The sequence below is a fragment of the Microbacterium sp. zg-Y625 genome, assembly GCF_030246925.1.
Lineage (GTDB): Bacteria > Actinomycetota > Actinomycetes > Actinomycetales > Microbacteriaceae > Microbacterium > Microbacterium jiangjiandongii.
Map to the genome: position 1 here is coordinate 1,825,913 of NZ_CP126740.1, position 20,719 is coordinate 1,846,631.

At 71.8% G+C, this 20,719-nt stretch carries 20 protein-coding genes and 1 tRNA gene; 8 read left to right on the forward strand and 13 right to left on the reverse strand.

The genetic code is table 11. The annotated features are described in order from the left end of the window. Positions 1-62: 62 nt before the first annotated feature. The 3 genes from rdgB to murI are packed head-to-tail and all read right to left on the reverse strand — an operon-like array spanning position 63 to position 2,235. Positions 63-662 (reverse strand): RdgB/HAM1 family non-canonical purine NTP pyrophosphatase, encoded by a 600-nt coding sequence (rdgB, locus tag QNO14_RS08400; protein WP_257493186.1) that lies wholly within the window; start codon positions 660-662, stop codon positions 63-65. Continuing rightward, on the reverse strand, positions 659-1,402 hold the full coding sequence (rph, locus tag QNO14_RS08405) for a ribonuclease PH (RefSeq protein ID WP_257506293.1): 744 nt from the start codon (positions 1,400-1,402) through the stop codon (positions 659-661). The genes rdgB and rph overlap by 4 nt, the downstream gene beginning before the upstream one ends. Positions 1,403-1,416: 14 nt before the next feature. Continuing rightward, on the reverse strand, positions 1,417-2,235 hold the full coding sequence (murI, locus tag QNO14_RS08410; RefSeq protein ID WP_257493184.1) for a glutamate racemase: 819 nt from the start codon (positions 2,233-2,235) through the stop codon (positions 1,417-1,419). A 39-nt stretch (positions 2,236-2,274) separates the two neighbouring features. Between murI and QNO14_RS08415 the strand changes: the two genes are divergently transcribed. Continuing rightward, complete coding sequence (locus QNO14_RS08415; RefSeq protein WP_257506294.1) at positions 2,275-3,627, forward strand: nicotinate phosphoribosyltransferase; 1,353 nt, start codon at positions 2,275-2,277, stop codon at positions 3,625-3,627. An 18-nt stretch (positions 3,628-3,645) separates the two neighbouring features. Here the strand turns inward: QNO14_RS08415 and QNO14_RS08420 are convergent, their stop codons facing one another. Genes QNO14_RS08420 through QNO14_RS15330 form a run of 3 tightly spaced genes read right to left on the reverse strand, consistent with a single transcriptional unit; the run spans position 3,646 to position 6,927 of the window. Continuing rightward, positions 3,646-3,912 carry a DUF3039 domain-containing protein gene (locus QNO14_RS08420; RefSeq protein ID WP_257493181.1) on the reverse strand — a complete coding sequence of 89 codons (267 nt, stop codon included), beginning with the start codon at positions 3,910-3,912 and terminating at the stop codon, positions 3,646-3,648. 40 nt (positions 3,913-3,952) lie between these two features. Further along, the gene (locus tag QNO14_RS08425) at positions 3,953-5,515 is read right to left on the reverse strand and encodes a hypothetical protein (RefSeq protein ID WP_257506295.1); all 1,563 of its coding nucleotides are present in this window, start codon (positions 5,513-5,515) and stop codon (positions 3,953-3,955) included. After that, a complete protein-coding gene (locus QNO14_RS15330) occupies positions 5,491-6,927 on the reverse strand; it encodes an ABC transporter ATP-binding protein (protein WP_308211023.1) in 1,437 nt (478 codons plus the stop codon). Before QNO14_RS15330 ends, QNO14_RS08425 begins: the two co-directional genes overlap by 25 nt. 198 nt (positions 6,928-7,125) lie before the next feature. Here QNO14_RS15330 and QNO14_RS08435 point away from each other — a divergent pair, with 198 nt between their 5' ends. From QNO14_RS08435 to QNO14_RS08450, 4 genes are all read left to right on the forward strand, one after another. Beyond that, on the forward strand, positions 7,126-7,818 hold the full coding sequence (locus QNO14_RS08435) for a phosphocholine cytidylyltransferase family protein (protein WP_257493178.1): 693 nt from the start codon (positions 7,126-7,128) through the stop codon (positions 7,816-7,818). A 47-nt stretch (positions 7,819-7,865) separates the two neighbouring features. Further along, positions 7,866-8,822, forward strand: a complete 957-nt coding sequence (locus QNO14_RS08440; protein WP_257506296.1) for a hypothetical protein — start codon at positions 7,866-7,868, stop codon at positions 8,820-8,822. A 97-nt stretch (positions 8,823-8,919) separates the two neighbouring features. Next, positions 8,920-9,141, forward strand: coding sequence for an SCO4848 family membrane protein (locus tag QNO14_RS08445; RefSeq protein WP_257493176.1), 222 nt, complete (start codon positions 8,920-8,922; stop codon positions 9,139-9,141). A 73-nt stretch (positions 9,142-9,214) separates the two neighbouring features. Beyond that, positions 9,215-10,645, forward strand: a complete 1,431-nt coding sequence (locus QNO14_RS08450; RefSeq protein ID WP_257506297.1) for a maltokinase N-terminal cap-like domain-containing protein — start codon at positions 9,215-9,217, stop codon at positions 10,643-10,645. Here QNO14_RS08450 and QNO14_RS08455 read toward each other — a convergent pair. Beyond that, positions 10,612-11,889, reverse strand: coding sequence for a CDP-glycerol glycerophosphotransferase family protein (locus QNO14_RS08455; RefSeq protein ID WP_257493174.1), 1,278 nt, complete (start codon positions 11,887-11,889; stop codon positions 10,612-10,614). The two genes, QNO14_RS08450 and QNO14_RS08455, sit on opposite strands and share 34 nt — an antisense overlap. Positions 11,890-11,929: 40 nt before the next feature. Between QNO14_RS08455 and QNO14_RS08460 the strand changes: the two genes are divergently transcribed. Further along, positions 11,930-13,030: a glycosyltransferase family 2 protein gene (locus QNO14_RS08460; protein WP_257506298.1), complete on the forward strand. Its 1,101-nt coding sequence runs from the start codon at positions 11,930-11,932 to the stop codon at positions 13,028-13,030. 9 nt (positions 13,031-13,039) lie between these two features. Here QNO14_RS08460 and QNO14_RS08465 read toward each other — a convergent pair whose 3' ends face one another. The 3 genes from QNO14_RS08465 to QNO14_RS08475 are packed head-to-tail and all read right to left on the reverse strand — an operon-like array spanning position 13,040 to position 17,299. Beyond that, positions 13,040-14,491, reverse strand: a complete 1,452-nt coding sequence (locus QNO14_RS08465) for a CDP-glycerol glycerophosphotransferase family protein (protein ID WP_257506299.1) — start codon at positions 14,489-14,491, stop codon at positions 13,040-13,042. Beyond that, positions 14,488-15,756 carry a CDP-glycerol glycerophosphotransferase family protein gene (locus QNO14_RS08470; protein WP_257506300.1) on the reverse strand — a complete coding sequence of 423 codons (1,269 nt, stop codon included), beginning with the start codon at positions 15,754-15,756 and terminating at the stop codon, positions 14,488-14,490. The genes QNO14_RS08465 and QNO14_RS08470 overlap by 4 nt, the downstream gene beginning before the upstream one ends. A 49-nt stretch (positions 15,757-15,805) precedes the next feature. Next, positions 15,806-17,299, reverse strand: a complete 1,494-nt coding sequence (locus QNO14_RS08475; RefSeq protein WP_257506301.1) for a S1C family serine protease — start codon at positions 17,297-17,299, stop codon at positions 15,806-15,808. Positions 17,300-17,397: 98 nt separating this feature from the next. Between QNO14_RS08475 and QNO14_RS08480 the strand changes: the two genes are divergently transcribed. Further along, a complete protein-coding gene (locus QNO14_RS08480) occupies positions 17,398-18,600 on the forward strand; it encodes a pyridoxal phosphate-dependent aminotransferase (protein WP_257506302.1) in 1,203 nt (400 codons plus the stop codon). A gap of 22 nt (positions 18,601-18,622) precedes the next feature. Here the strand turns inward: QNO14_RS08480 and QNO14_RS08485 are convergent, their stop codons facing one another. Both QNO14_RS08485 and QNO14_RS08490 read right to left on the reverse strand, forming a co-directional pair. Continuing rightward, entirely contained in the window at positions 18,623-19,432 is an 810-nt protein-coding gene (locus QNO14_RS08485) for a carbon-nitrogen hydrolase family protein (RefSeq protein ID WP_257493168.1), read from the reverse strand. Beyond that, the gene (locus QNO14_RS08490) at positions 19,429-19,950 is read right to left on the reverse strand and encodes a DUF6328 family protein (RefSeq protein ID WP_257493167.1); all 522 of its coding nucleotides are present in this window, start codon (positions 19,948-19,950) and stop codon (positions 19,429-19,431) included. The genes QNO14_RS08485 and QNO14_RS08490 overlap by 4 nt, the downstream gene beginning before the upstream one ends. A 102-nt stretch (positions 19,951-20,052) precedes the next feature. Here QNO14_RS08490 and QNO14_RS08495 point away from each other — a divergent pair. Continuing rightward, a tRNA-Met gene (locus QNO14_RS08495) sits at positions 20,053-20,129 on the forward strand. Between the two features lie 94 nt (positions 20,130-20,223). On the opposite strand, the gene QNO14_RS08500 is transcribed toward QNO14_RS08495, so the two are convergent. Continuing rightward, entirely contained in the window at positions 20,224-20,715 is a 492-nt protein-coding gene (locus QNO14_RS08500) for a MarR family winged helix-turn-helix transcriptional regulator (protein ID WP_257493166.1), read from the reverse strand. Between the last annotated feature and the right edge of the window lie 4 nt (positions 20,716-20,719).

Below are 20,719 nucleotides of genomic sequence, written 5' to 3' on the forward strand. Positions count from 1 at the left end.
CGTCGCCCCGCCGGACGGCGCGCGGCCTCGGGCCTAGTCGGGAATGATCGTGATTCTCACCGTCAGAGATCGGCCAGTAGCGGCGCGAGGGCGGCGAACGCGCGGGCACGGTGGGATGCCGCGTTCTTCTCGCCCGCCTCCCACTCGCCGACCGTGCGCTCGGCGCCCGCAGGCTGCCCGTCCGGGATGAAGACCGGGTCGTAGCCGAAGCCGCCCTCCCCCGCCGGCGCGGTCGCCAGGCGCCCCGGCCAGGTGCCCTCCACGACGTGCTCGGCGCCGCCGGGCACGACGAGCGCGATCGTGGAGACGAACCGTGCCGTGCGGCGGGGATCGGCGATGTCGCTCAGCTGGTCGAGCAGCAGCTCGAGGTTCGCCGTGGCATCCTTCGCGTGTCCCGCCCAGTAGGCGGAGAAGACGCCGGGCGAGCCGCCCATCACGTCGACGCACAGGCCGGAGTCGTCGGCGAGGGCGGGAAGCCCCGTGTGCGCTGCGGCGGCCCGCGCCTTGATCAGCGCGTTCTCGGCGAAGGTCACCCCGTCTTCAACCGGCTCGGGACCGTCGTAGCCGACGACCTCGAGGTCGGGCCGGGTGGCGAGCACGATCGACTGGAATTCCTCGACCTTGTGCGCGTTGTGGGTGGCCAGCACCACGCGGCCGGTCACTGCGCGCCCTCCGCGAGGACCGCAGCCTGAATGTCGCGCAGCTGTGCGCAGCCGGCGACGCCGAGGTCCAGCAGCGCGTCGAGTTCCCGCTTGTCGAACGGCGCGCCCTCGGCGGTGCCCTGCACCTCGACGAACAGGCCCCGCCCGGTGACGACGACGTTCATGTCGGTCTCGGCGCGCACGTCCTCGACGTAGGCGAGATCGAGCATGGGCTCACCGTCGATGATGCCCACCGACACCGCCGCGACCGAGTCGATCAGCACCTGCGAACGCTGCGCGATGAACTTCTTCGCGCGGCCCCACTCGATGGCATCCGCCAGCGCGACGTAGGCGCCGGTGATCGCCGCCGTGCGGGTGCCGCCGTCGGCCTGAAGCACGTCGCAGTCGATGACGATCGTGTTCTCACCGAGGGCCTTCGTGTCGACCACCGAGCGCAGCGCACGGCCGATGAGCCGCGAGATCTCGTGCGTGCGGCCGCCGACGCGCCCCTTGATGGACTCGCGGTCGTTGCGGGAGTTCGTCGCCCGCGGCAGCATCGCGTACTCCGCGGTGACCCACCCCTTGCCCTTGCCGGTCAGCCAGCGCGGCACGCCGTTGGTGAACGACGCGGTGCACAGCACCTTGGTGCCGCCGAAGGAGACCAGGGCCGAGCCCTCGGCGTGGGCGCTCCAGCCCCGTTCGATGGTGACGGGGCGCAGCTGGTCGACGGTGCGTCCGTCGGCACGGGTGATGTCGGTCATGTCTCTCCGGGTGTTCAGCGGGGCAGGGTGATCGCGCCGGTCTGCACGAGGCGCACGGTGCTGATCCCGCGCCCCATCAGTCGGTGGGCGAGGTCGAGGAAGTCATCGGCGGAGGTGCCGGTGGCCTGGTAGTCGTGGCGGGCCGTCGCGCCGGGACCTGCGAGCAGGTCCCGCGAGACGAGCTGGCGGTAGACGTCCTTGGCGGTCTCGGTGTCGCTGGACACGAGCGACACGTCCGGTCCCATCACGTAGCTGATCGCACCCTCGAGGAACGGATAGTGCGTGCAGCCGAGCACGAGGGTGTCGACGTCGGCATGGCGAAGCGGCGCGAGGTACTCCTCGGCCACGGCGAGCACCTCCGGCGAGTCGGTGACCCCGGCCTCCACGAACTCGACGAAGCGCGGGCAGGCCTGCGCCGACACGGTGAGCCTCTCGTTGACCTCGAGCATGTCCTGGTAGGCGCGGGACCCGATGGTCCCCTCCGTGCCGATGACGCCCACGCGGCCGTTGCGGGTCGTCGACATGGCGGTGCGCACCGCCGGGCCGATCACCTCGACCACCGGAACGTCATAACGCTCCCGCGCGTCGCGCAGCATCGCGGACGAGGCGGTGTTGCACGCGATCACGAGCATCTTCACCCCCTCGTCGACCAGGGTGTCCAGCACCTCGAGCGAGTAGCGGCGGACGTCGGCGATGGGCTTCGGACCATACGGCGAGTGTGCGGTGTCGCCGAGGTACAGGATCGACTCGCGGGGCAGCAGCGCCGAGACGGCGCGGGCCACCGTGAGCCCGCCGACGCCGGAGTCGAAGATTCCGATGGGGGCGTCGTTCACGGTCCCAGCCTACGCGAGCGGCTCGATAGGCTGGCCCGCATGACCGCCGCGTCCGACCGGCCCGCCCCCGGGTCGAGCACCGCTCTGTTCACCGACCGGTACGAGCTGACCATGCTCGACGCGGCGCTGCATGACGGGTCCGCGCAGCGCCGCTGCGTGTTCGAGCTGTTCGGCAGGCGACTGCCGGGCGCCCGCCGCTTCGGGGTCGTCGCAGGCACCGGCCGGCTGCTGCAGCATCTGGAGAACTTCCACTTCGGCGAGGGCGAACTGCGCTACCTGCGCGACAACAAGGTGGTGGATGCCAAGACCGTCGCGTTCCTGGAGGGCTACCGGTTCACCGGAACCATCACCGGGTACCGCGAGGGCGAGCTGTACTTCCCGGGCTCCCCGGTGCTGACGGTCGAGGGCACCTTCGCCGAGGCCGTGGTGCTGGAGACCATCGCCCTGAGCGTGCTCAATCATGATTCCGCCGTCGCGAACGCCGCCGCCCGCATGAGCATCGCCGCCGGCGACCGGCCCCTCGCCGAGATGGGATCGCGCCGCGCCGACGAGCACTCCGCCGTCGCCGCCGCCCGCGCGGCCTACATCGCGGGCTTCGGCGCGACCAGCAACCTCGAGGCGGGGCGCTCGTGGGGCATCCCCACCATGGGCACCGCCGCGCACGCGTGGACCCTGCTCCACGACACCGAGGAAGAGGCGTTCCGCTCGCAGATCGCGGCACTGGGGGTCGACACGACCCTGCTCGTGGACACCTACGACATCCGCCAGGGCGTCGAGACGGCGATCAGGGTCGCCGGCACCGGGCTCGGCGGCGTGCGCATCGACTCCGGCGACCTGCCGACGGTGGCCGCCGAGGTGCGCCGCCAGCTCGATGCGCTCGGCGCGACCGGAACCAAGATCACGGTGACCAGCGACCTCGACGAGTTCGCGATCGCCGCTCTCGCGGCATCCCCGGTGGATTCCTACGGGGTCGGCACGTCTGTCGTGACCGGCTCGGGTGCACCGACCGCGGGCATGGTCTACAAGCTCGTCGCCCGTCAGGACGACGCGGGATCGTGGGTGGCCGTGCAGAAGACGTCCACCGATAAGGCCTCCAAGGGCGGGCGGAAGGCCGCGTTCCGCACGCTCGAGCAGGGCGTCGCGACGAGCGAGCTGATCGCGGTGGCCGACGGGTTCGAGTCCGTGCCGACCGCCGCCGACCACCCCGAGGCGCGGGCGCTGCACGTGACGCTCGTCGACGAGGGCGTGGCGGATGCCGCGCACCTCGGCAGCGAGGGCGTTGCCGCCGCGCGCGCACACCATCTGCGGGTGCGCGAGGAGTTGCCGGTGCGGGCGCTGGCCCTCAGCCGGTCGGAGCCCGCGCTGCCCACGCGCTTCATCGACGTGGCCTGAACCGCCCGCGCGAGCGGATCAGGTGTTCAGCGACTCGTAGATCTCTTTGCACTGGGGGCAGACCGGGAACTTCTCCGGGTCACGGCCCGGCGTCCACTTCTTGCCGCAGAGCGCCCGCACCGGCTTTCCGGTGATGGCGGATTCGAGGATCTTGTCCTTCTTGACGTAGTGCGAGAACCGCTCATGGTCACCCGGCTCGATGTTCTCCTCGCGGATGAGCTCCTCGAGCTCGCGGTCGAGGGTCGTAAGACCCCCCTGGTCGGGGCTGTCGATCGGCGTGCTCATGGTGAGTCATTCTAACCGGGGCATCCACGGTGATGGCCGGTCATGTCGCTTCGGCGAACTCCATGAGCCGACCACTCGCCCTCTCGAACACCCGGCCGCCGACGAACACCCCGGCCAGGAGCACCGCGACACCGGCGACGACTCCCGCCCAGAGCGAGATCCACGTGTCGCCAGGGTCGGAGGTCAGCGCGAGCCATCCCCACCACAGCGCCGGCACGGCGGCCACCAACGCACCGATGAGCACGAGCGCCTGCGCTGCCGCGCCTCCCGTGCGCTGCGGCTGCTGGAACGGGCTGTCCCCCGGCCGCGTCACCGGGTAGGGCGACAGGGCCGAGGCGATGCTCGAGAGCCCCAGTCCCGACAGGAACAGGGCCGTGCACACGCCGATGAGGGCGGGCAGCGTGTTCCAGTCGCCGTGCACCCAGATCGCCAGGGGCACCGTCACCGCCAGCAGGGGAACGCCGAAGAGCAGCACGGGGACCAGGCGGCCGACGCGGTCGGCGACGCCGTCGACGGCGCCCGCGATGTGCATCCAGATGGCCGTGGAGTCGTATGCGAGGTCGTTGTGCGGCAACCAGCCGAGGAAGAGGGCCATGAGCGGCACCGGGACGAGGGCGATGACCGATGCCGGCACCCCGACGACCATCAGCGGCAGGATCGTCAGCGCGGCGGCGACCGGGATGACGGCGATGTTGACGAGGTACCGCCGGTCGCGCATCCAGTACACGAGGCTGCGGGCGGCGATCGCGCCGGCCGGCGTGCCCCGGGTGACCGTGAACCAGCCGAGGCCGCCGCGCTCGCGCACCGCGACGGGGCGAGGGGTGGTGGTCAGCATGTGGTGCACCAGCAGCACCCAGAGGCCGGCGAGCACGAGGAGCGTCAGGACCGCCACGACCAGCGGCCCCCAGACCGCGCCGGGGTCGACGGCAGCGACGCCGGCGGTGCCCAGGGCGGCGCCGAGCGGCGTGAGCGCCAGGATGTCGGCGACATCGGCGAGCTGGGCGGGCACGCGGCCGCGCCACTCGAGAGACGCGAGGAAGACGCCCACCGGAACGACGACAACCAGCACCGCGAGCAGGAAGATGCCGGCCAGCTCACGGGACCGTCGCTCGTTCAGCACCAGGGCGGCCACGGCGAAGCCGACGCGAGCCAGCAGCACGCAGGTCGCGACGGCCAGCACGACCGAGAGCACCGCCAGCGGCCACGGCACGCCGTGCGAAGTCCAGACGACGACCAGGCACGCCCCCAGCGGGACCAGTGCGAGCACGGGCAGGCTCAGGAAGCCGGCGACGGAGACCATGCCGGCCAGCGGCGCGGGCGCCACCCCCAGAACGGCGAACCGCCGCGGATCGAGCGGATCCTCGATGCCGGTGACCAGCGGCGCCACGACGAAGGCGAGCGTCACGGCGGACCCGCCGAGCACGGTGATCGTCTGCACGACCCGATCCGGGGCGTCGTCGAGGGTCAGCAGCGCCCAGCATGCCAGCGCCACGGCGCCCGCGACGACGGCCAGCCCCGCCACGGTCCGCGTGACGTGCGCGGCCTCACCGCGCAGCGCGGCTGTGAGCAGTGCGAGCCTCAGCCGGAGAACGTGTGCAGCCACTCCAGGCCCTCCACGTCACCCAGGCCGCCGGCGAGTTCGACGAAGCGCTGCTCGAGGGTCAGCTCGCCCCGCACCTCTTCGACCGTGCCCTCCGCCAGCACCTGGCCGGACACGATGACGGCCACCCGCGAGCAGACGCGCTCGACGAGCTCCATGCCGTGACTCGAGAGGATCACGGTGCCGCCGTGCTCGACGTACGCCCCGAGGATGTCGAGGATGACCGCACTCGACACGGGGTCGACCGCCTCGAACGGCTCATCGAGTACCAGCACGCGAGGCGAGTGGATCATGGCGCCCGCGAGCATGATCTTCTTCGTCATGCCGCCGGAGTAGTCCGAGACCGGACGCGAGAGCGCGTCGGTGAGGTCGAACGCCCTCGCGAGGTCGGCGGCGCGGCTGTCGGCGACGGGCGCGGCAAGCCCGCGCAGCAGCCCGTAGTAGTGCAGGAGCTGCCGACCGGTGAGCCGGTCGAACGTGCGCAGCCGGTCGGGCAGCACGCCCATCAGCCGCTTGGCTTCAGCGGGACGCGCCGCAGCGTCGATGTCGTTGACGCGGATGCTGCCCCGGTCGGGCCGCAACAGCCCGGCGATCATCGACAGCGTCGTGGTCTTGCCCGCACCGTTGGGTCCGACCAGTCCGTAGAACGATCCGGCGGGGACGGTCAGGTCGATCCCGTCGACGGCCGCCGTGCCGCCGAAGAACTTCGTCACCCCGCGCAGCTGCAGCGCGGGCCGCGCAGCCTCGTCGTGCGTGAGCACCTGCTCGTCGAGCGTCGAAACGACGACCGCCACCGGGTCCTGCGAGCCGGGTTCGGCAGCGTCCGTCTCGAGCGCGCCGGGTGGCAGGGTATCCGGAACAGGCTCCGGAAGCGGCTCGGGCTCCGGCTCCGGCAGGGGCTCCGGCTCCGGCAGTGGCTCGGGCTCCGGCAGGGGCTCCGGCTCCGGCAGTGGCTCGGGCTCCGGCAGTGGCTCGGGCTCCGGCAGGGGCTCCGGCTCCGGCGCCGGGATCGGCTCGGGGACGGGCGCTGGCAGCGTGACCACTGCGGCGACGGCCTCGCGCCGTTGCGCAAGGCGCGCGGCGACGGCGTCGGCCGGCTCGGCTGGTTTCGGTGGCAGTGTCGGCCGCGCGATGACCTGTGCGGCGGACAGCGGCGGAAGCGGGGGCGGCGTGACGGCCCGTGCGGGCAGCGGCGGACGCGGGGGTGTCACGGCAGCCTGCGCGGCGGGCAGCGGCGGGAGCGGGGGCAGCGCGACGGGCGTCGCCGAGGGCACGGCGTCCACGGGGCGGGGGCCCTTGCCCGGGCGCGGTTTCCGGGGCTTCGCCTCCGGCTTGGGCCGGGCGCGCTGCACACCGGACTGCTCCGGCACATCGTCCGGAGCAGAGTCATGGGGGAAGGGCAGCGACGCTGTCACCCGTCCACGGTATCAAGCACATCCGCGAGGACCAGTGCCTACCGCGCGCAGCGTCATGTTGTGGACCTTTTGTCACGAAACGACAACGGACCGGCCGCTTTCTGTGCCTTCACAGGTGCCTTCGCTACCATTGGGAAGGCACAAAGGGGTGTCCTCTCGGTGAACCGATAGTGAACACAGACTTCAGGAGCAAACCCCGTGACTCTTCAGACCGTCATCCTCGCAGCAGGGATGGGCTCGCGCCTCGGCCGCAGCCTGCCCAAGCCGCTCACCGAGCTCAGCGACGGCCGCAGCATCATGCAGCAGCAGCACGACAACATCCGTGCCGCGTTCGGCAAGGCCGCCCGCATCACGACCGTCGTCGGCTACCGCGCCGAGACCATCGTCGAAGCCTTCCCCGAGGCCGACTACGTCTACAACGACCGATACGACCAGACCAACACCTCCAAGTCGCTGCTGCGTGCCCTGGCCGCCACCGGCAAGAGCGGGGTGCTGTGGATGAACGGCGATGTCGTCTTCGACCCCCGGGTGCTAGGCCGCGCGATCGCCCTCATCGACGCCGAGCGCTCGTTCGTGACCGTCAACACCGCCAAGGTCAGCGACGAAGAGGTGAAGTACACGGTGGATGCCGCCGGCTACATCGCCGAGCTGTCCAAGACCGTGTCCGGGGGCATCGGCGAAGCCGTCGGCATCAACTACGTCTCCGCCGCCGACAAGCGCGCCTTCATGCGCCAGCTGTCGCGGGTGGATGACCAGGACTACTTCGAGCGCGGTCTCGAGCTCGCGATTGCAGAGGACGGCGTGCGACTGCAGCCGCTGGACATCTCCGACCTGTACGCCGTGGAGGTCGACTTCGCCGAAGACCTCGAGCGGGCCAACCTCTACGTCTGATCGGCGCCCCAGCGCACGCCCAGCGAGGCGTGAATAGTATCGGCGCCATGGCCGACAAGGTGCACCGCATCCACACGCTCCCCGACGATGCTCCGTGGACGGGTGGCCTGCCGCCGGCCGGTTCCGTCGAGCATCCGCTCGTGGTGCGCATGCTCGACCGCGCCCTGGCGATCCAGCGGCCCGTGGTGGTCGCGCACCTGCGCAGCATCCGCCTGCGTCATCCGGATGCCACCACGAGCGAGATCGCGCGCATGCTCGAGCGCCGCTACCTCACCGCGGTGACCAGCAGCGGGGCGGCCGTCGGCGCATCGGCCGTCGTCCCCGGTATCGGCACGGGCGTCACCCTCGCACTCAGCGGGGTCGAGACCGCGGGGTTCCTCGAGGCCACCGCGCTGTTCGCGCAGTCGATGGCCGAGCTGCACGGCATCCCTGTCGACAACCCCGATCGCGCACGCGCCCTGGTGCTGACCCTCATGATGGGCAAAGAGGGCGTCGACCTCGTCTCCCAGCTGGCCGGCCAGGTCGCAGGCAAGGGCGTGACTCGCGACAAGTACTGGGGCGAGCTCGTCACCAAGACACTCCCCCGCGCCGCCGTCGGGCCGCTCGTGGACAGACTGAAGACCTCGTTCGTGCGCCAGTTCGCCGCCAAGGGCGGCGCGTCGGTCATCGGCAAGGCGCTGCCCTTCGGTGTCGGGGCCGCCGTCGGCGGAGCGGGCAACAACATCCTCGGCCGGCGGGTGCTGGTGAACGCCCGACGCGGGTTCGGCGCGCCGCCGCTGGAGTACCCACGCGAACTCGAGCCGAAAGAAGGCGCCGACCGGTTCGAGCGCACCGCCGTGCGCGGGGTCCGCCGCGCAGGCACCGCCATCGCCTCCGCCGGGATGGGCGCCGCGCACGGGGTGCAGCGTGCCGCCAAGCGCGTGGGCGGCGCCGTGACGCCGAGAAGGCAGAAGAGCATCACACCGTCCGATGCAGAAGGCGACGGCGCACCCGACGCGCAGTGACCCACTCCCCCGGGTGACCGCCGTGGCTGCGCCGGCCGAACTCTGCGCGGTGCGCCACCCGGCATCGTCACAGGGAGCCCGCGGTTAGGCTCGTTCGGTGGCATCCCTCCTCATCGTCCTGCTCCTGGCCAACGCCCTCTTCAACGTCGTGGTGTGGCCGGCGTTCTTCCGGCGCGTGGCGAAGGACCCGCGTGCGAAGGACGCGTCCGGGAAGCGGACGAGGTTCTTCACCGTGCACGCGGTGCTGATCGGCCTCGCCCTCGCGTTGGCGGTCGTCTCAGCGGTGGTGGCGATCATCGCCGCCCTGCAGGGCGTCTGAGCCTCAGCCGGCCCGTCGACCCCGTCCGGGCGCCGCCTCGACAGCATGCGGCGGCGGCAATACGCTCACGGGCATGGACAGTACGCTGGCGTGTCTGACCGGCTGGATGCCTCGTCAACGCTGGTATGCCGCCAAGGGCCGCAGGCCCCACCTGCGGTTCGTCGCGTCCTGGGACGTGCCGACGTCGGAGGCGGGAGTGCGCGTGTGCACGGTGCTGGTCGCCGACGACGGCACGCTCCCCGCCGTGACCTATCAGGTGCCGTTCGTCGCCCGAGCCACCGCGTCGGTGCCGTCGGGGCTCGGCCCGCACATCATCGGTCACCCCGATCCCGGTACGACGCTCATAGACGGCCCGCATGACCCTGCCTACGCCACGGCGCTGTTGGCGCTGGTCACTGCCGGCGGTGCGGCGCGCGGCCGACGCACCGCCGCGACCGCGCACACCGTGTCGCCCGCGCACGCCACCGCGGCCGCCACCGCGCACACGTCGAGCGTCCTCACGGGTGAACAGTCCAACACCTCCATCACCTATCGGTTCGCCGGCGACATCCCGCCCGTGATCTGCAAGCTGTACCGCCAGGTGCATCACGGCCCCAACCCCGACATCGAGCTGAACGTCGCCCTCAGCGAGGCGCGGTCGCCCCACGTCCCGCGCGCCGTCGGCTGGCTCGACGGAGAGTGGCCCGACCCGACTCCCACACAGCCCGCCGACACGGGCTCGCTGGCGTTCGCCCAGCAGTACTTCCCCGGTGTCGAGGATGCCTGGCGCGTCGCGCTGGGTGCAGCGGCGACCGGCGACGACTTCGCCGGACGGGCCTTCGACCTCGGCGCCGCCACCGCGGACGTGCACCACTCGCTCGCCCATGTGCTCCCCACCCGGGTGGCGGCGCCTGTCGACCGAGCCGCTCTGCGCGAGGCATGGCAGCGACGGCTGTCCACCGCGATCGCCGAGGTGGGGCAGCTCAGCCAGACCCGACGCGCCATCGAAGCCGTCTATGATCGCGCTCTCGACGTCGACTGGCCGGCCCTGCAGCGCATCCACGGCGACTATCACCTGGGGCAGGTGATCCTTGTTCCGGGGCGGGGCTGGATCCTTCTGGATTTCGAGGGCGAGCCGCTGCGGCCGATGGCCGAGCGGGTGCGGCCGGATCTCGCCCTGCGGGACGTGGCGGGCATGCTCCGATCCTTCGATTACGTCGCCGGATCGGTGCGCCTCGATCACCCCGACCGGTCGAACACCGTTCGGGAGTGGGCCGCGACCGCTCGCCGCAGCTTCCTCTCCGGTTACGCAGACCGTGCCGGCGCCCGCGCGACGCTCGACGGTCCTCTGCTGGACGCCCTGGAGCTCGACAAGGCGGTGTACGAAGCCATCTACGAGTCCCGCTCGCGACCCACCTGGATCGTCATCCCGTTGCGCGCGATCGAGCGCCTGATCGCGCGGCCGGGCTCCGGCGCGCCATCGGCCGGTGCTCAGTCCGCGTCGTCGAGTTCCGCATCGTCCTGATCGTCGTCGACCGGGTCTCCGGCGGTCAGGCTCTGCCAGCGATCCCACTCCTGCATCAGGTGCTCGATGGCGGCGTGGAACCGGGCGGTCGCAGCTCCCGGAGACGTGTCGCCGAAATAGTGCCGCACCCACTCCTTGAGGCGGGCCGCCGCCTCGACGTCCGAGAGCACGCGGTCCGCCTCCGACAGGATCTGCCCGGCGTGCGCGGCATCCAGCCACTCGCAGGCGGACAGGTACCCGTGCGTGTCGATGCTGGCTCGCGGGTCGGCCGGGCGGGTCACGAGCAGCGGACGGTCGGCGGCCAGCCGGTCGTAGACCATCGCCGAGATGTCGACGACCGCGACATCGGCGGCCGACAGCTGCCACCCGAGTTCCGGGCCGTCGTCGAAAACGTGCTGTGCGGTGGGATCGGCGGCGTTCGCCGCCGCGATGGCGGCGATGATGCGCGCGTTGGCCTGGCCGTACGCCTCGTCGACGACGCCCGATCGCGGGTGCGGCCGGTAGATCAGACGGTGGTCAGGGCTCGCGAGCACGGCCTGCGTCAGCGCCTCGCCGTGCGTGGCGATCGAGCCGTAATGCGCAGATGGCCGGTCGCCTTCCCAGGTGGGTGCGTACAGCACCACGGTGCGCCCGTCGGGCGTGTAGGGAAGGGTGCCGGAGTAGTGGTCGGCCTGCGGCCTGCCGATCTCGATCGTGCGCCGCTCGAGGTCGTAGTCCCACAGCACCCGCGCGAGGCGCTCGCGGGCCGCGTCACCGGCCACCAGGGCGTAGTCGTACGCCTTGAACTGGTTGGTGGTCATGTACATCTTGTCGGACTCGCCGTGGTTGATGAACACGTGCCACCGGCGGCCGTACCGGAACATCTGGAAGTTGCGGGTGTTCTGGTTGACGTACAGCACGACCCGGATGTCCTGCGCGGCGATGAAGCGCTCCACGTCGCGGACGGTGGGCACGAACGCCAACGGCAGCGCGTCGTCGGCCGCCAGCTGCCGGGCGCCCGTGGCAGAGCGGGCGAGCACGACGACCGGCCAGCGCTCCGCCAGCTGCGCGAGCGGCTTGTACCACTGCCGCATCTGGTACATGTTCACGGCGCCGTCGGCGAAGTACACCGCGACCTTGAAGCGCATCGGCGGCACCGGTCCGCGGGTCGCGAGCTCGCGACGCACCTCGCGCACCGCCGATCGGTTGTCGAGCGCCTTTCGCAGCAGCCTGGCAGCCTTACGTCCATCCGATACAACACCCACCCCTTCAGCCTACCGAGGCCGCGCATGACATGATCGACGGATGCACGACGCCGCCTCCCGCACCACCAAGGACGCGCCGGTCGTGGCAGCCGATGCCGGAGTCACCTTCGTCATGCCCGTGCTCAACGAGCGGGCGTACCTGGAACGCGCGGTGCGCACGGTGCTCGAACAGGACGTCGCCGGCCGCCCGGTCGAGCTGGTGCTCGCGCTGGGACCGTCGAGCGACGGCACGACGGAACTCGCCCGCCGACTGGCCGCGGCGGACCCCAGGATCGTCCTCATCGACAACCCCGCCGCCGACATCCCGGTGGGGCTGAACCTCGCCATCCGCGCGGGGCGCTACCCCACCGTCGTGCGCGTCGACGCGCACTCCGAACTCACCGGGGACTACACCCGCCGCGCCCTCGAGACCCTCGAGCGGGTGCGCGCCGCGAACGTCGGCGGCATCATGCGCGCCGACGGCCGCACCCCCTTCCAGCGAGCGGTCGCGCGCGCGTACAACTCCCCCATCGGCCTGGGCGGCGGCGCGTACCACAGCGGCGGAGCCGAGGGCCCGGCGGAATCGGCCTACCTGGGGGTCATGCGGCGGTCGGTCCTGGAAGAAGTCGGGATGTTCGACGAGTCCGTGCGGCGCGGCGAGGACTGGGAGCTGAACCTGCGCATCCGGCAGGCGGGGTATCGCGTCTGGTTCGACCCGGAGCTCGCCGTCACCTACTGGCCACGCGAGAGCTGGACGCGGCTCGTGCGCCAGTTCTTCGCGACCGGGAAGTGGCGCGGCGAGCTGGTGCGCCGGTACGGCCGACGCAACTCGCTCCGCTACTTCGCCCCGCCCGGGCTGGTCGTGCTGGCGCTTCTGGCGCTGGTGCTGGCGGTGCTGCAGCTGACGGGTGTCGTCGCCGGCTGGGCGTCGGCCGTGGCATCCCTCATCTACCTGCCGGTCGTCGCGTACGCGGTGCTCGTCGTGGGCATGGCCGCCGGCCCCGGTGGCGGGTCGGGGTGGCGCGACAAGCTGTGGACGCTCGCCGTGCTCCCGACGATGCACCTCTCCTGGGGCACGGGGTTCATCGGGGGCGTGATGCGCGGCGCGCACGACACCGTCGACACCTCGCGGCTGGGCACCCGCAACACGCCGCTCCCCTGAGCGAGGCGCTCAGCGCTCGATCAAGCCCTGGTCGAGGATGCGGGCGACGACCCGCTCGGCGGCATGGCCGTCGTCGCGCGCGTTGAACCGGCCCCGCCACGCCGAGTAGGCCGCGGCGTACTGCTCGGGCACACCGTCGTCGGCGAGCGCGGCGATGAGGTCGTCGGCCGAGCGCACCACGGGGCCCGGGGCGTGCGATGCGAGGTCGAAGTAGAACCCCCGCAGCTGGCCCCGGTAGTGCTCGAGGTCCGGCACCAGAAAGTACATGGGCTTTCCCGTGACGCTGAAATCGAACATCACCGACGAGTAGTCCGTGATGAGCGCGTCGGCGGCCAGCAGCAGCTGTGCCGTATCGGGGAACGCCGTCACGTCGATGACCCGCGGCCCCGTCGCATCCCGCCCCGGCAGCAGCGTGCGCGAGTGTCCGCGCACCAGCACGACGGCGTCGCATGCCGCAGCGAGTCGAACCGGATCGACGAAGTCCACCATCTGGTCGCGGTCGTCGCGCCAGGTCGGCGCGTACAGGAGCACGCGCTCGTCGTCGCTGATCCCGAGCAGCCGCCGGGTCGCAGCGCCGTCCCCCGAGACGAGGACGTCGTTTCGGGGGTATCCCTCCACCCACACCGGGCGCGAAAGGAAGGCATACGCCTTCTTCATGATGCGCGCCGCATAGGGGTTCTGTGCGAGCAGCACGTTCCACCGTCGGGACTCCCGCACGACGGCGAGCATGCGGCGGGGATCGAAGCCCGGGCGGTGCAGGGCGAGTCGCTTCAGGGGCGTTCCGTGCCAGGTCTGCAGCACCACCTGCCCGCGACGGCGCTCGAAGCGACGACGCAGCCAGTCGTTGACCACCAGCAGACGCGACGCCCCTCGGGCGCGCCACCACCGCGGCGAGCCTTCGACCACCGGCACGGCGCCGTCGGGGACGGCCACCGACAGGTCCACGACGCTCCAGTACCGCACGACGCCGGGAGCCACCCGCGCCAGCTCCCGGTCGATCGCCAGCGGGTTGCAGCTGGCGTTGCGCCCATAGAAGCTCTCGAAGAACACGGCGTTCTCGAGCTCGTCGCGTCCGGTGACGTAGCGGCGCTCCAGTGCCGCCTGCCCGTCGCCGGAGTCGTATGCCGGATCCACCGGCGGCCCGATGCGCAGCACCGCGCCGTCCAGCTCGGCGCGGAGGGTGCCGAGCATGGTGAGCGGCACCGCGGCGGTGGCATCCACCGGCTCACCGTCGGCACCGATGACCGTCACCTCGTACCGGCCGGTCGGCAGCGGCAGCTCGGGCCCGCCCCACCGCGAGGCCTGCAGCCGGAACACCGCCCGCCAGGTGGCGCCACGGCCCGTCAGGCGCGCGGTGACCCGTGCGCGCGGGCCGATGAGCTCGGCGCGCTCGGGACGCGGCCCGGTTCCGCTCAGCTCGAGCGTGGCAGCGTCCTCGGCGATGAGGCGTGCTCGGATCATGCCGGTCCCTTCGATCGTGTGGCAAGGCCTGCGCGGATCGCACGGTACACCCGCGCGGTGTTGCCGCCGTCTCGGTACGCGTGCACCCGCTCGCTCAGCCGGCGCGATCGGTCCACGCGCGCCTCGCGGGCGGCGGGGTCGCCGAGCACGGCGTCGAGCTGACTGCAGACGGCATCCCAGTCCGTTGCGTGATCGCCGCCTGCCACGTCGGCATAGGTGCCGTAGAAGCCGCGTCGCGCGGCGTACGCGTCGAGATCGGGCGCGAGGAACAGCACCGGCAGCGGAACGAGTCCGGCGTCGTAGGCGAGCGATGAGTAGTCGGTGATGAGCACGTCGAGACCCGGCAGCGCCGGTGTGACGTCGGCGAGGACGTCGCTTCCCATGAGCCGCACGCGGTCGACGTCCGCCGGGGGCGCATATCGGCCCGCTCCGAGGTGGTGGGGGCGCACGAGCAGCACGGCATCGTGCTGCGCGAGCACCTGCTGGATGCGGCGCCACTGCGCGGCGTCGGGGATCGACGGATCCTCGTCGCCGTCGCGCCACGTCGGCGCGTAGAGCACCCAGCGGGTGTCGGACGATGCGGATGCCGGCACTCCCGTGGCCGCGGCGATGATCGCTCGCCCCGCCTCGCGCCGGGAGGCGGGGGTGCCGGTCGACAGCACGTCGACGCGGGGTTCGCCGGTGACGACGACCTGGCCGTCGTAGAGCCCGAACGCGGACTCGAGGCGTGCCCGCACGAGCGGCGAGGCTGCCGGCAGCACGGCGATGGCGGCCGCGGTGCGGCGGTACATGAGGCGCAGGAACGCCCGCACCGCGCGTGAACGGGGAAGAAAGCCGCTGCGGAGGGTCTCGGGCGAGTCCAGTCCGATGCGCTTGAGGGGGATGCCGTGCCACAGCTGCACCACGAACGCGCCGGAGACGGCGTAGCGGTTGGCGTCACCCAACCCGTGGGTCACGACGATGACACGGGCCCGGGCCGTGCGCCACAGACCTCGAATCGAGCTGCGGGGCACCGAGGGGATGCCGCGCTCCCGCGCTTCCCGCGCCTGCGCAGCGGTTGCGGTGAGCCATGTGGCATCCACGCCGTGCCGCTCGACGGCCTCGTGCCACAGCGCCCACCCGCCGTCGGCGAGGCCCGCGGCGGAGCCGAACACCCAGGTGTCGCGCGTGCGGGGGACGAACTGCGTGAAGAGGCGACCGGCCGCGTAGAGCGGGATGCGGGCCAGCTTGCCGGCGTTGCCCGCGCCGAACGAAAAGGACGCCACCCCGCGAGCCTATCGCGGGGTGGCGTCCTGACCGGTCAGCGCAGGCGCGTCAGTCGACGAGCTCGCCGAGCGTCACGTCGGTCGTGCGGGTCTCGCCGTCACGCAGGTACGTCAGGCTCACCGTGCTGCCGCCGGCGACCGCCCGAACCTGGGCGGTGAGGTCGGTCGCGCTGGTGATGGGCAGACCGTCGAACCCGGTGACGATGTCACCCTGCTGCAGGCCCGCTTCCGCTGCGGCACCGCCGGGGGTCACCTCGTCGATGTAGGCACCGGTCGTGGTCGCGCCCTCGATGCTCGCGGCCGGGGCGACCATCGCGCCCAGCAGGCCGTGGGTGGCCGCGCCGTCCTCGATGATCTCGTCGGTGATGCGCTCGACGATGTCGGAGGGGATCGCGAAGCCCACGCCGATCGACCCTGACTCGCTGGACGAGCCCGCGGTCGCGATGGCCACGTTGATGCCGATCAGCTTGCCTTCCGCGTCCACGAGTGCGCCGCCGGAGTTGCCGGGGTTGATCGCAGCGTCGGTCTGCAGCACCGAGATCGAGATCGTCGACGTCGCCTGCTGCGGCTCGCCCTGGCCGAAGTCGAAGTAGAACGGTCCCTGGTCCTGCTCCTCCGGTGCCGGCTCGGTGCCGTCGCCCGGCGTCTCGGGGGCGGCGGAGGAGGCGATCGAGATGGAGCGGTTCAGGGCGCTGACGATGCCGGTGGTCACGGTGTTCGCCAGGCCCAGCGGTGCGCCCACCGCGACGGCCTCGTCGCCCACGTTGAGGTCGGCGGAGTCCGCGAACTCGATGGGGGTCAGGCCTGACGCGTCCTGGAGCTTGATCACGGCAAGGTCGTACATCGGGTCGAGCCCCACGATCTCGGCGTCGTACACGCGCCCGTCGGCGGTGGTCACCGTGAGGGCGGCGTCGGAGGTCGCGCCGTCGAGGGTCACCACGTGGGTGTTGGTGACGACGTAGCCGTCCTCGCTGAGGATGACGCCCGACCCGGTGCCGCCGGCGGAGCCGCCGTCAGCGGCGATCGTCACGACGCTCGGCACCACCTTGGCGGCGATGGCGGTGGTCTGGTTCACGCTGTCGGTGTCGTTGACCGTCACCGAAGCCGGGCCGGTCGCCGTCACCGGCTGGGAGGCGCTCCAGATGTTGACGCCGGCGTACGCGCCGCCGATCCCGGCGGTGCCGCCGACGAGGGCGGCCGCGAGCATCAGCGCGGCGACCTTGCCCGCGCCGATGCCGGACTTCGATGCGGAGGTCGACTCGGCGGCGTCCGACGTCGAGGACGGCGCGGCGGTGGCGGCGGTCGGCTGCTGGGGCGCGGCGCCGTAGGGGTGCTGGGGCGCGCCGTAGCCGGACGCCGCAGCGCCGTAGCGGGGCGCTGCGCCGTAGGCGGGCGCGCCGGGGTGCGGCGGTGCGGGGCGCTGGCCGGGGGCCGGGTGCTGCTGGGCAGCCTGGGCGGCGGCCTGCGGGGGAACGGGGGGAACAGCGGCCGGCTCGGCGCCGGCGGGGGTCTCAGTGGGGCGGATGCCCTCGGTGTCGCTCATGGAAAACTCCTTCTGACGGGCTCTTCCAGAGTGCCGCCCGTTGCTGTGCTTTGCTTATGCCCTGAGTGGGATCACCCTATGCGTGTAGCGTGGGCGAGGTGCGAGAGATTCCCGGCGCCTGGCGCCGCGCCGCCCGCGGCGCGGGGCTTCTGGCAGCGGACGGCACGTCCGTTCCCACCATTTTCGCCGAGATGAGCGCCCTGGCAACCCACACCGGAGCGGTGAACCTCGGGCAGGGCTTCCCCGACGAGGACGGCCCGGCGGAGGTGCTCGAGGTCGCGCGGGCGGCGATCGCTCACGGCGTCAACCAGTATCCGCCCGGCCGTGGCATGCCCGATCTCCTCGAAGCCATCGCCGAGCACCAGCACCGCTTCTACGGACTGCAGCTGGACCCCCACCGGAACGTCCTGGTCACCGCCGGCGCGACGGAGGCGCTCGCAGCCACGCTCCTCGCGCTCGTGGACGGTCCCGATGACGAAGTGGTCGTGTTCGAGCCGTACTACGACAGCTACGCGGCCTGCATCGCGCTGGCCGGTGCACGGCTCGTGCCGGTGCCGTTGCGGTGGCCGGATTTCCAGCCGGACATCGAAGATCTGCGGCGGGCGGTCACCGACCGTACCCGGCTGATCCTCGTCAACGACCCCCACAACCCGACCGGTGCGGTCTTCGAGCGCGACGCCCTCGAAGAGATCGTGCGCCTCGCCGAGCAGCACGATGCCGTCATCGTCACCGACGAGGTCTACGAGCACCTCGTCTTCGACGCGCAGCACGTGCCCATCGCGACGCTCCCGGGCGCCTGGGAGCGCACCCTCACGATCTCGTCCGCCGGCAAGACCTTCGCCACGACCGGGTGGAAGATCGGCTGGGTCTCCGGCCCCGCCGACCTGATCCAGGCGGTGCTGGCGGTCAAGCAGTTCCTCACCTACGTCAACGGTGCGCCCTTCCAGCCCGCGATCGCCGCCGGCCTCCGCCTCCCGGACTCCTTCTTCACCGGACTGGCCGCCACGCTCCGGGACAAGCGCGACCTGCTCGGGCGGGGGCTGCGGGCAGCGGGATTCGATGTGTCCACACCGCGCGGCTCCTACTTCACCGTCGCCGACGCCGCTCCTCTCGGCGCGACGGATGCCGCGCAGTTCTGCCGCGAGCTGCCGGGACGGGCCGGCGTCGTCGCCATCCCCCTCACCGCGTTCGTCACCGGTGAGCACCGCGGTGACTACGCGACCCTCCTGCGGTTCGCCGCCTGCAAGCGCACGGACGTGCTCGAGGACGCCGTCACCCGCCTCGCGGCGCTGAAAAGCTAAGCCGGGCGCGCCGCCCGGCCGGTCAGCGGCGCGGCTGCACCGTGTAGCGGCGCAGTGCCAGCGCCGGATTCACCCGGCGCACCCTGGCGACGGCGTCGATATCGAGGTGCGCGACCGCGACGTCGGTCGCGGTGCCCACGGCGGCGATCTGCACGCCCTGCGGGTCGACGATGAGCGAATGACCAACGCCGAGCGGCGGCGGGTGGTCGGCCGCGGCGACGAAGAGCGTGTTCTCGATCGCCCGTGCCGTCAGCAGGGTGCGCCAGTGGTGCTCCTTGAGCGCGCCGCGCACCCATTCCGCGGCGACCAGGATCACATCGGCGCCGGCATCCGCCAGCACACGCCCGACCTCCGGGAACCGCAGGTCGTAGCAGGTCATGAGCGCGAACCTCAGGCCGCCGACGTCGAAGGTCTCCGGCTCGGCCGGCTCCCCCGGTTCGACCCAGTCCGACTCCCGTTGCCCGAACGCGTCGTACAGGTGCAGCTTGCGATACCGGGCCCGCAGACCGCTCGCGTCGACGGCGACGACGGTGTTGTGCACGCGCCGTCCATCGGTGCCGCGCTCCAGCAGCCCCGCCACGAGGTGCACGCCGTAACGGGCTGCGATGCCCGTGAGCTCCTGCACGAAGGCGCCGTCGACGTCCTGGGCGTTTCGGAAGAGCGACTCGTCGAACGGGTCGACGAAGTAGCTCGCGTACTCGGGGAAGAGCACGACCTGAGCGCCCCGCCCCTGCGCACGTCGGACGAGCACCTCGATCTGCGCGAGGTTCGCCCGGGTGTCGGCCGTCGGGCCGAACTGTGCGACGGCGACGCCGACGGTCTCTGCGCTCACCTGCTGTCTCCTTCCCGGCGCACCCGCACCACGAGCGGAACGGCGACCCACAGTGCGATGATCACGCCGCCCAGGACGGCGCCTGCGATCCATGATGCCGTGCCGCCGACCACCACGTCGAACACAAAGGCCACGACCCCCACGAGCAGCAGCGACACCGTCAGGAGGGAGGTGAGCAGGGCGAGGTGCCCGTATGCGACCACGGTGCGCTTGGCGCGGTGCTGAAAGAGGAAGCGGTGCAGGGCGACGGGGGCCAGTGCCACGATCGCACTCAGGGCCGAGACGGCGATGAGCACGAGATAGAACGCGCGCTGGCCGCGGCTGAGGTCCGCGAAGGCGGGCTGGAACGCCAGCGCGAGGAGGAAGCCGGTGAGGATCTGAGAGCCCGTCTGCAGCACCCGCAGCTCCTGCAGCACCTCGTTCCAGTTGCGGTCCGCCCGCTCGGCGGGTGATTCGTCGCGTCCATCCGCGGCGGCTCGCGGCGTGGCGGGAGGGTGCGGATCGGGCGGGCCGGACATGCGTTCATCCTGACGAGGCGGGCGGATCCGGGCAACCGGAGGGCGCGGCAGGCCAGCGATGGCGTGGACCACTCCGAGAGCGTGTTAGGCTATTAAACGTGCCGCGGGGTGGAGCAGTTCGGTAGCTCGCTGGGCTCATAACCCAGAGGTCGTAGGTTCAAATCCTGCCCCCGCAACCAAGATGAGAAGGCCCTCGCGAAAGCGGGGGCCTTCTTCGTCGGCCCGCCCGCGTGACGCGTGGCCACTCGGCCCCTCGCACCCCCGGCCGGAGGATCACTCCGGATCGAGCACCTCGGATATCTCGTCGAGGAAGCGCGTGACGGCGCCGAGCTGATCGTCGTCGAACCCGTCGGCCACCGCCCTCATGTCGCGCAGGCGCCGCCCGAAATGACGGTGGAAGTCGTCACGGGTCCGCTGGGTGAGCACCACGATGAGTGCACGCCGGTCGGACGGGTGCCGGCGGCGCTCGATGTGCCCGGACTCGCTGAGCCGGTCGAGCAGCTTCGTCGTGGAGGCCGTCGAGATGCGCAGGTGCCGAGAGACGTCATGCGGGCTCACGGCCTGTCCGCGCTGCTCGCGCATGACCAGCATGCGCAGCGCCGCCACGTCCGTGGCGTTCATGTCCATCTCGTCCTTCATACCGCCGTGCATGCGGTCGACGGCGTCGCTGAAGGTGCGCACGGCCTCCAGCGCCGAGCGCACCGCCCGGTCGTGTTCCGTGGGTTCCCGGCGCTCCGCCATCGTGTGGACACCCCCGCTCCCCATCGGT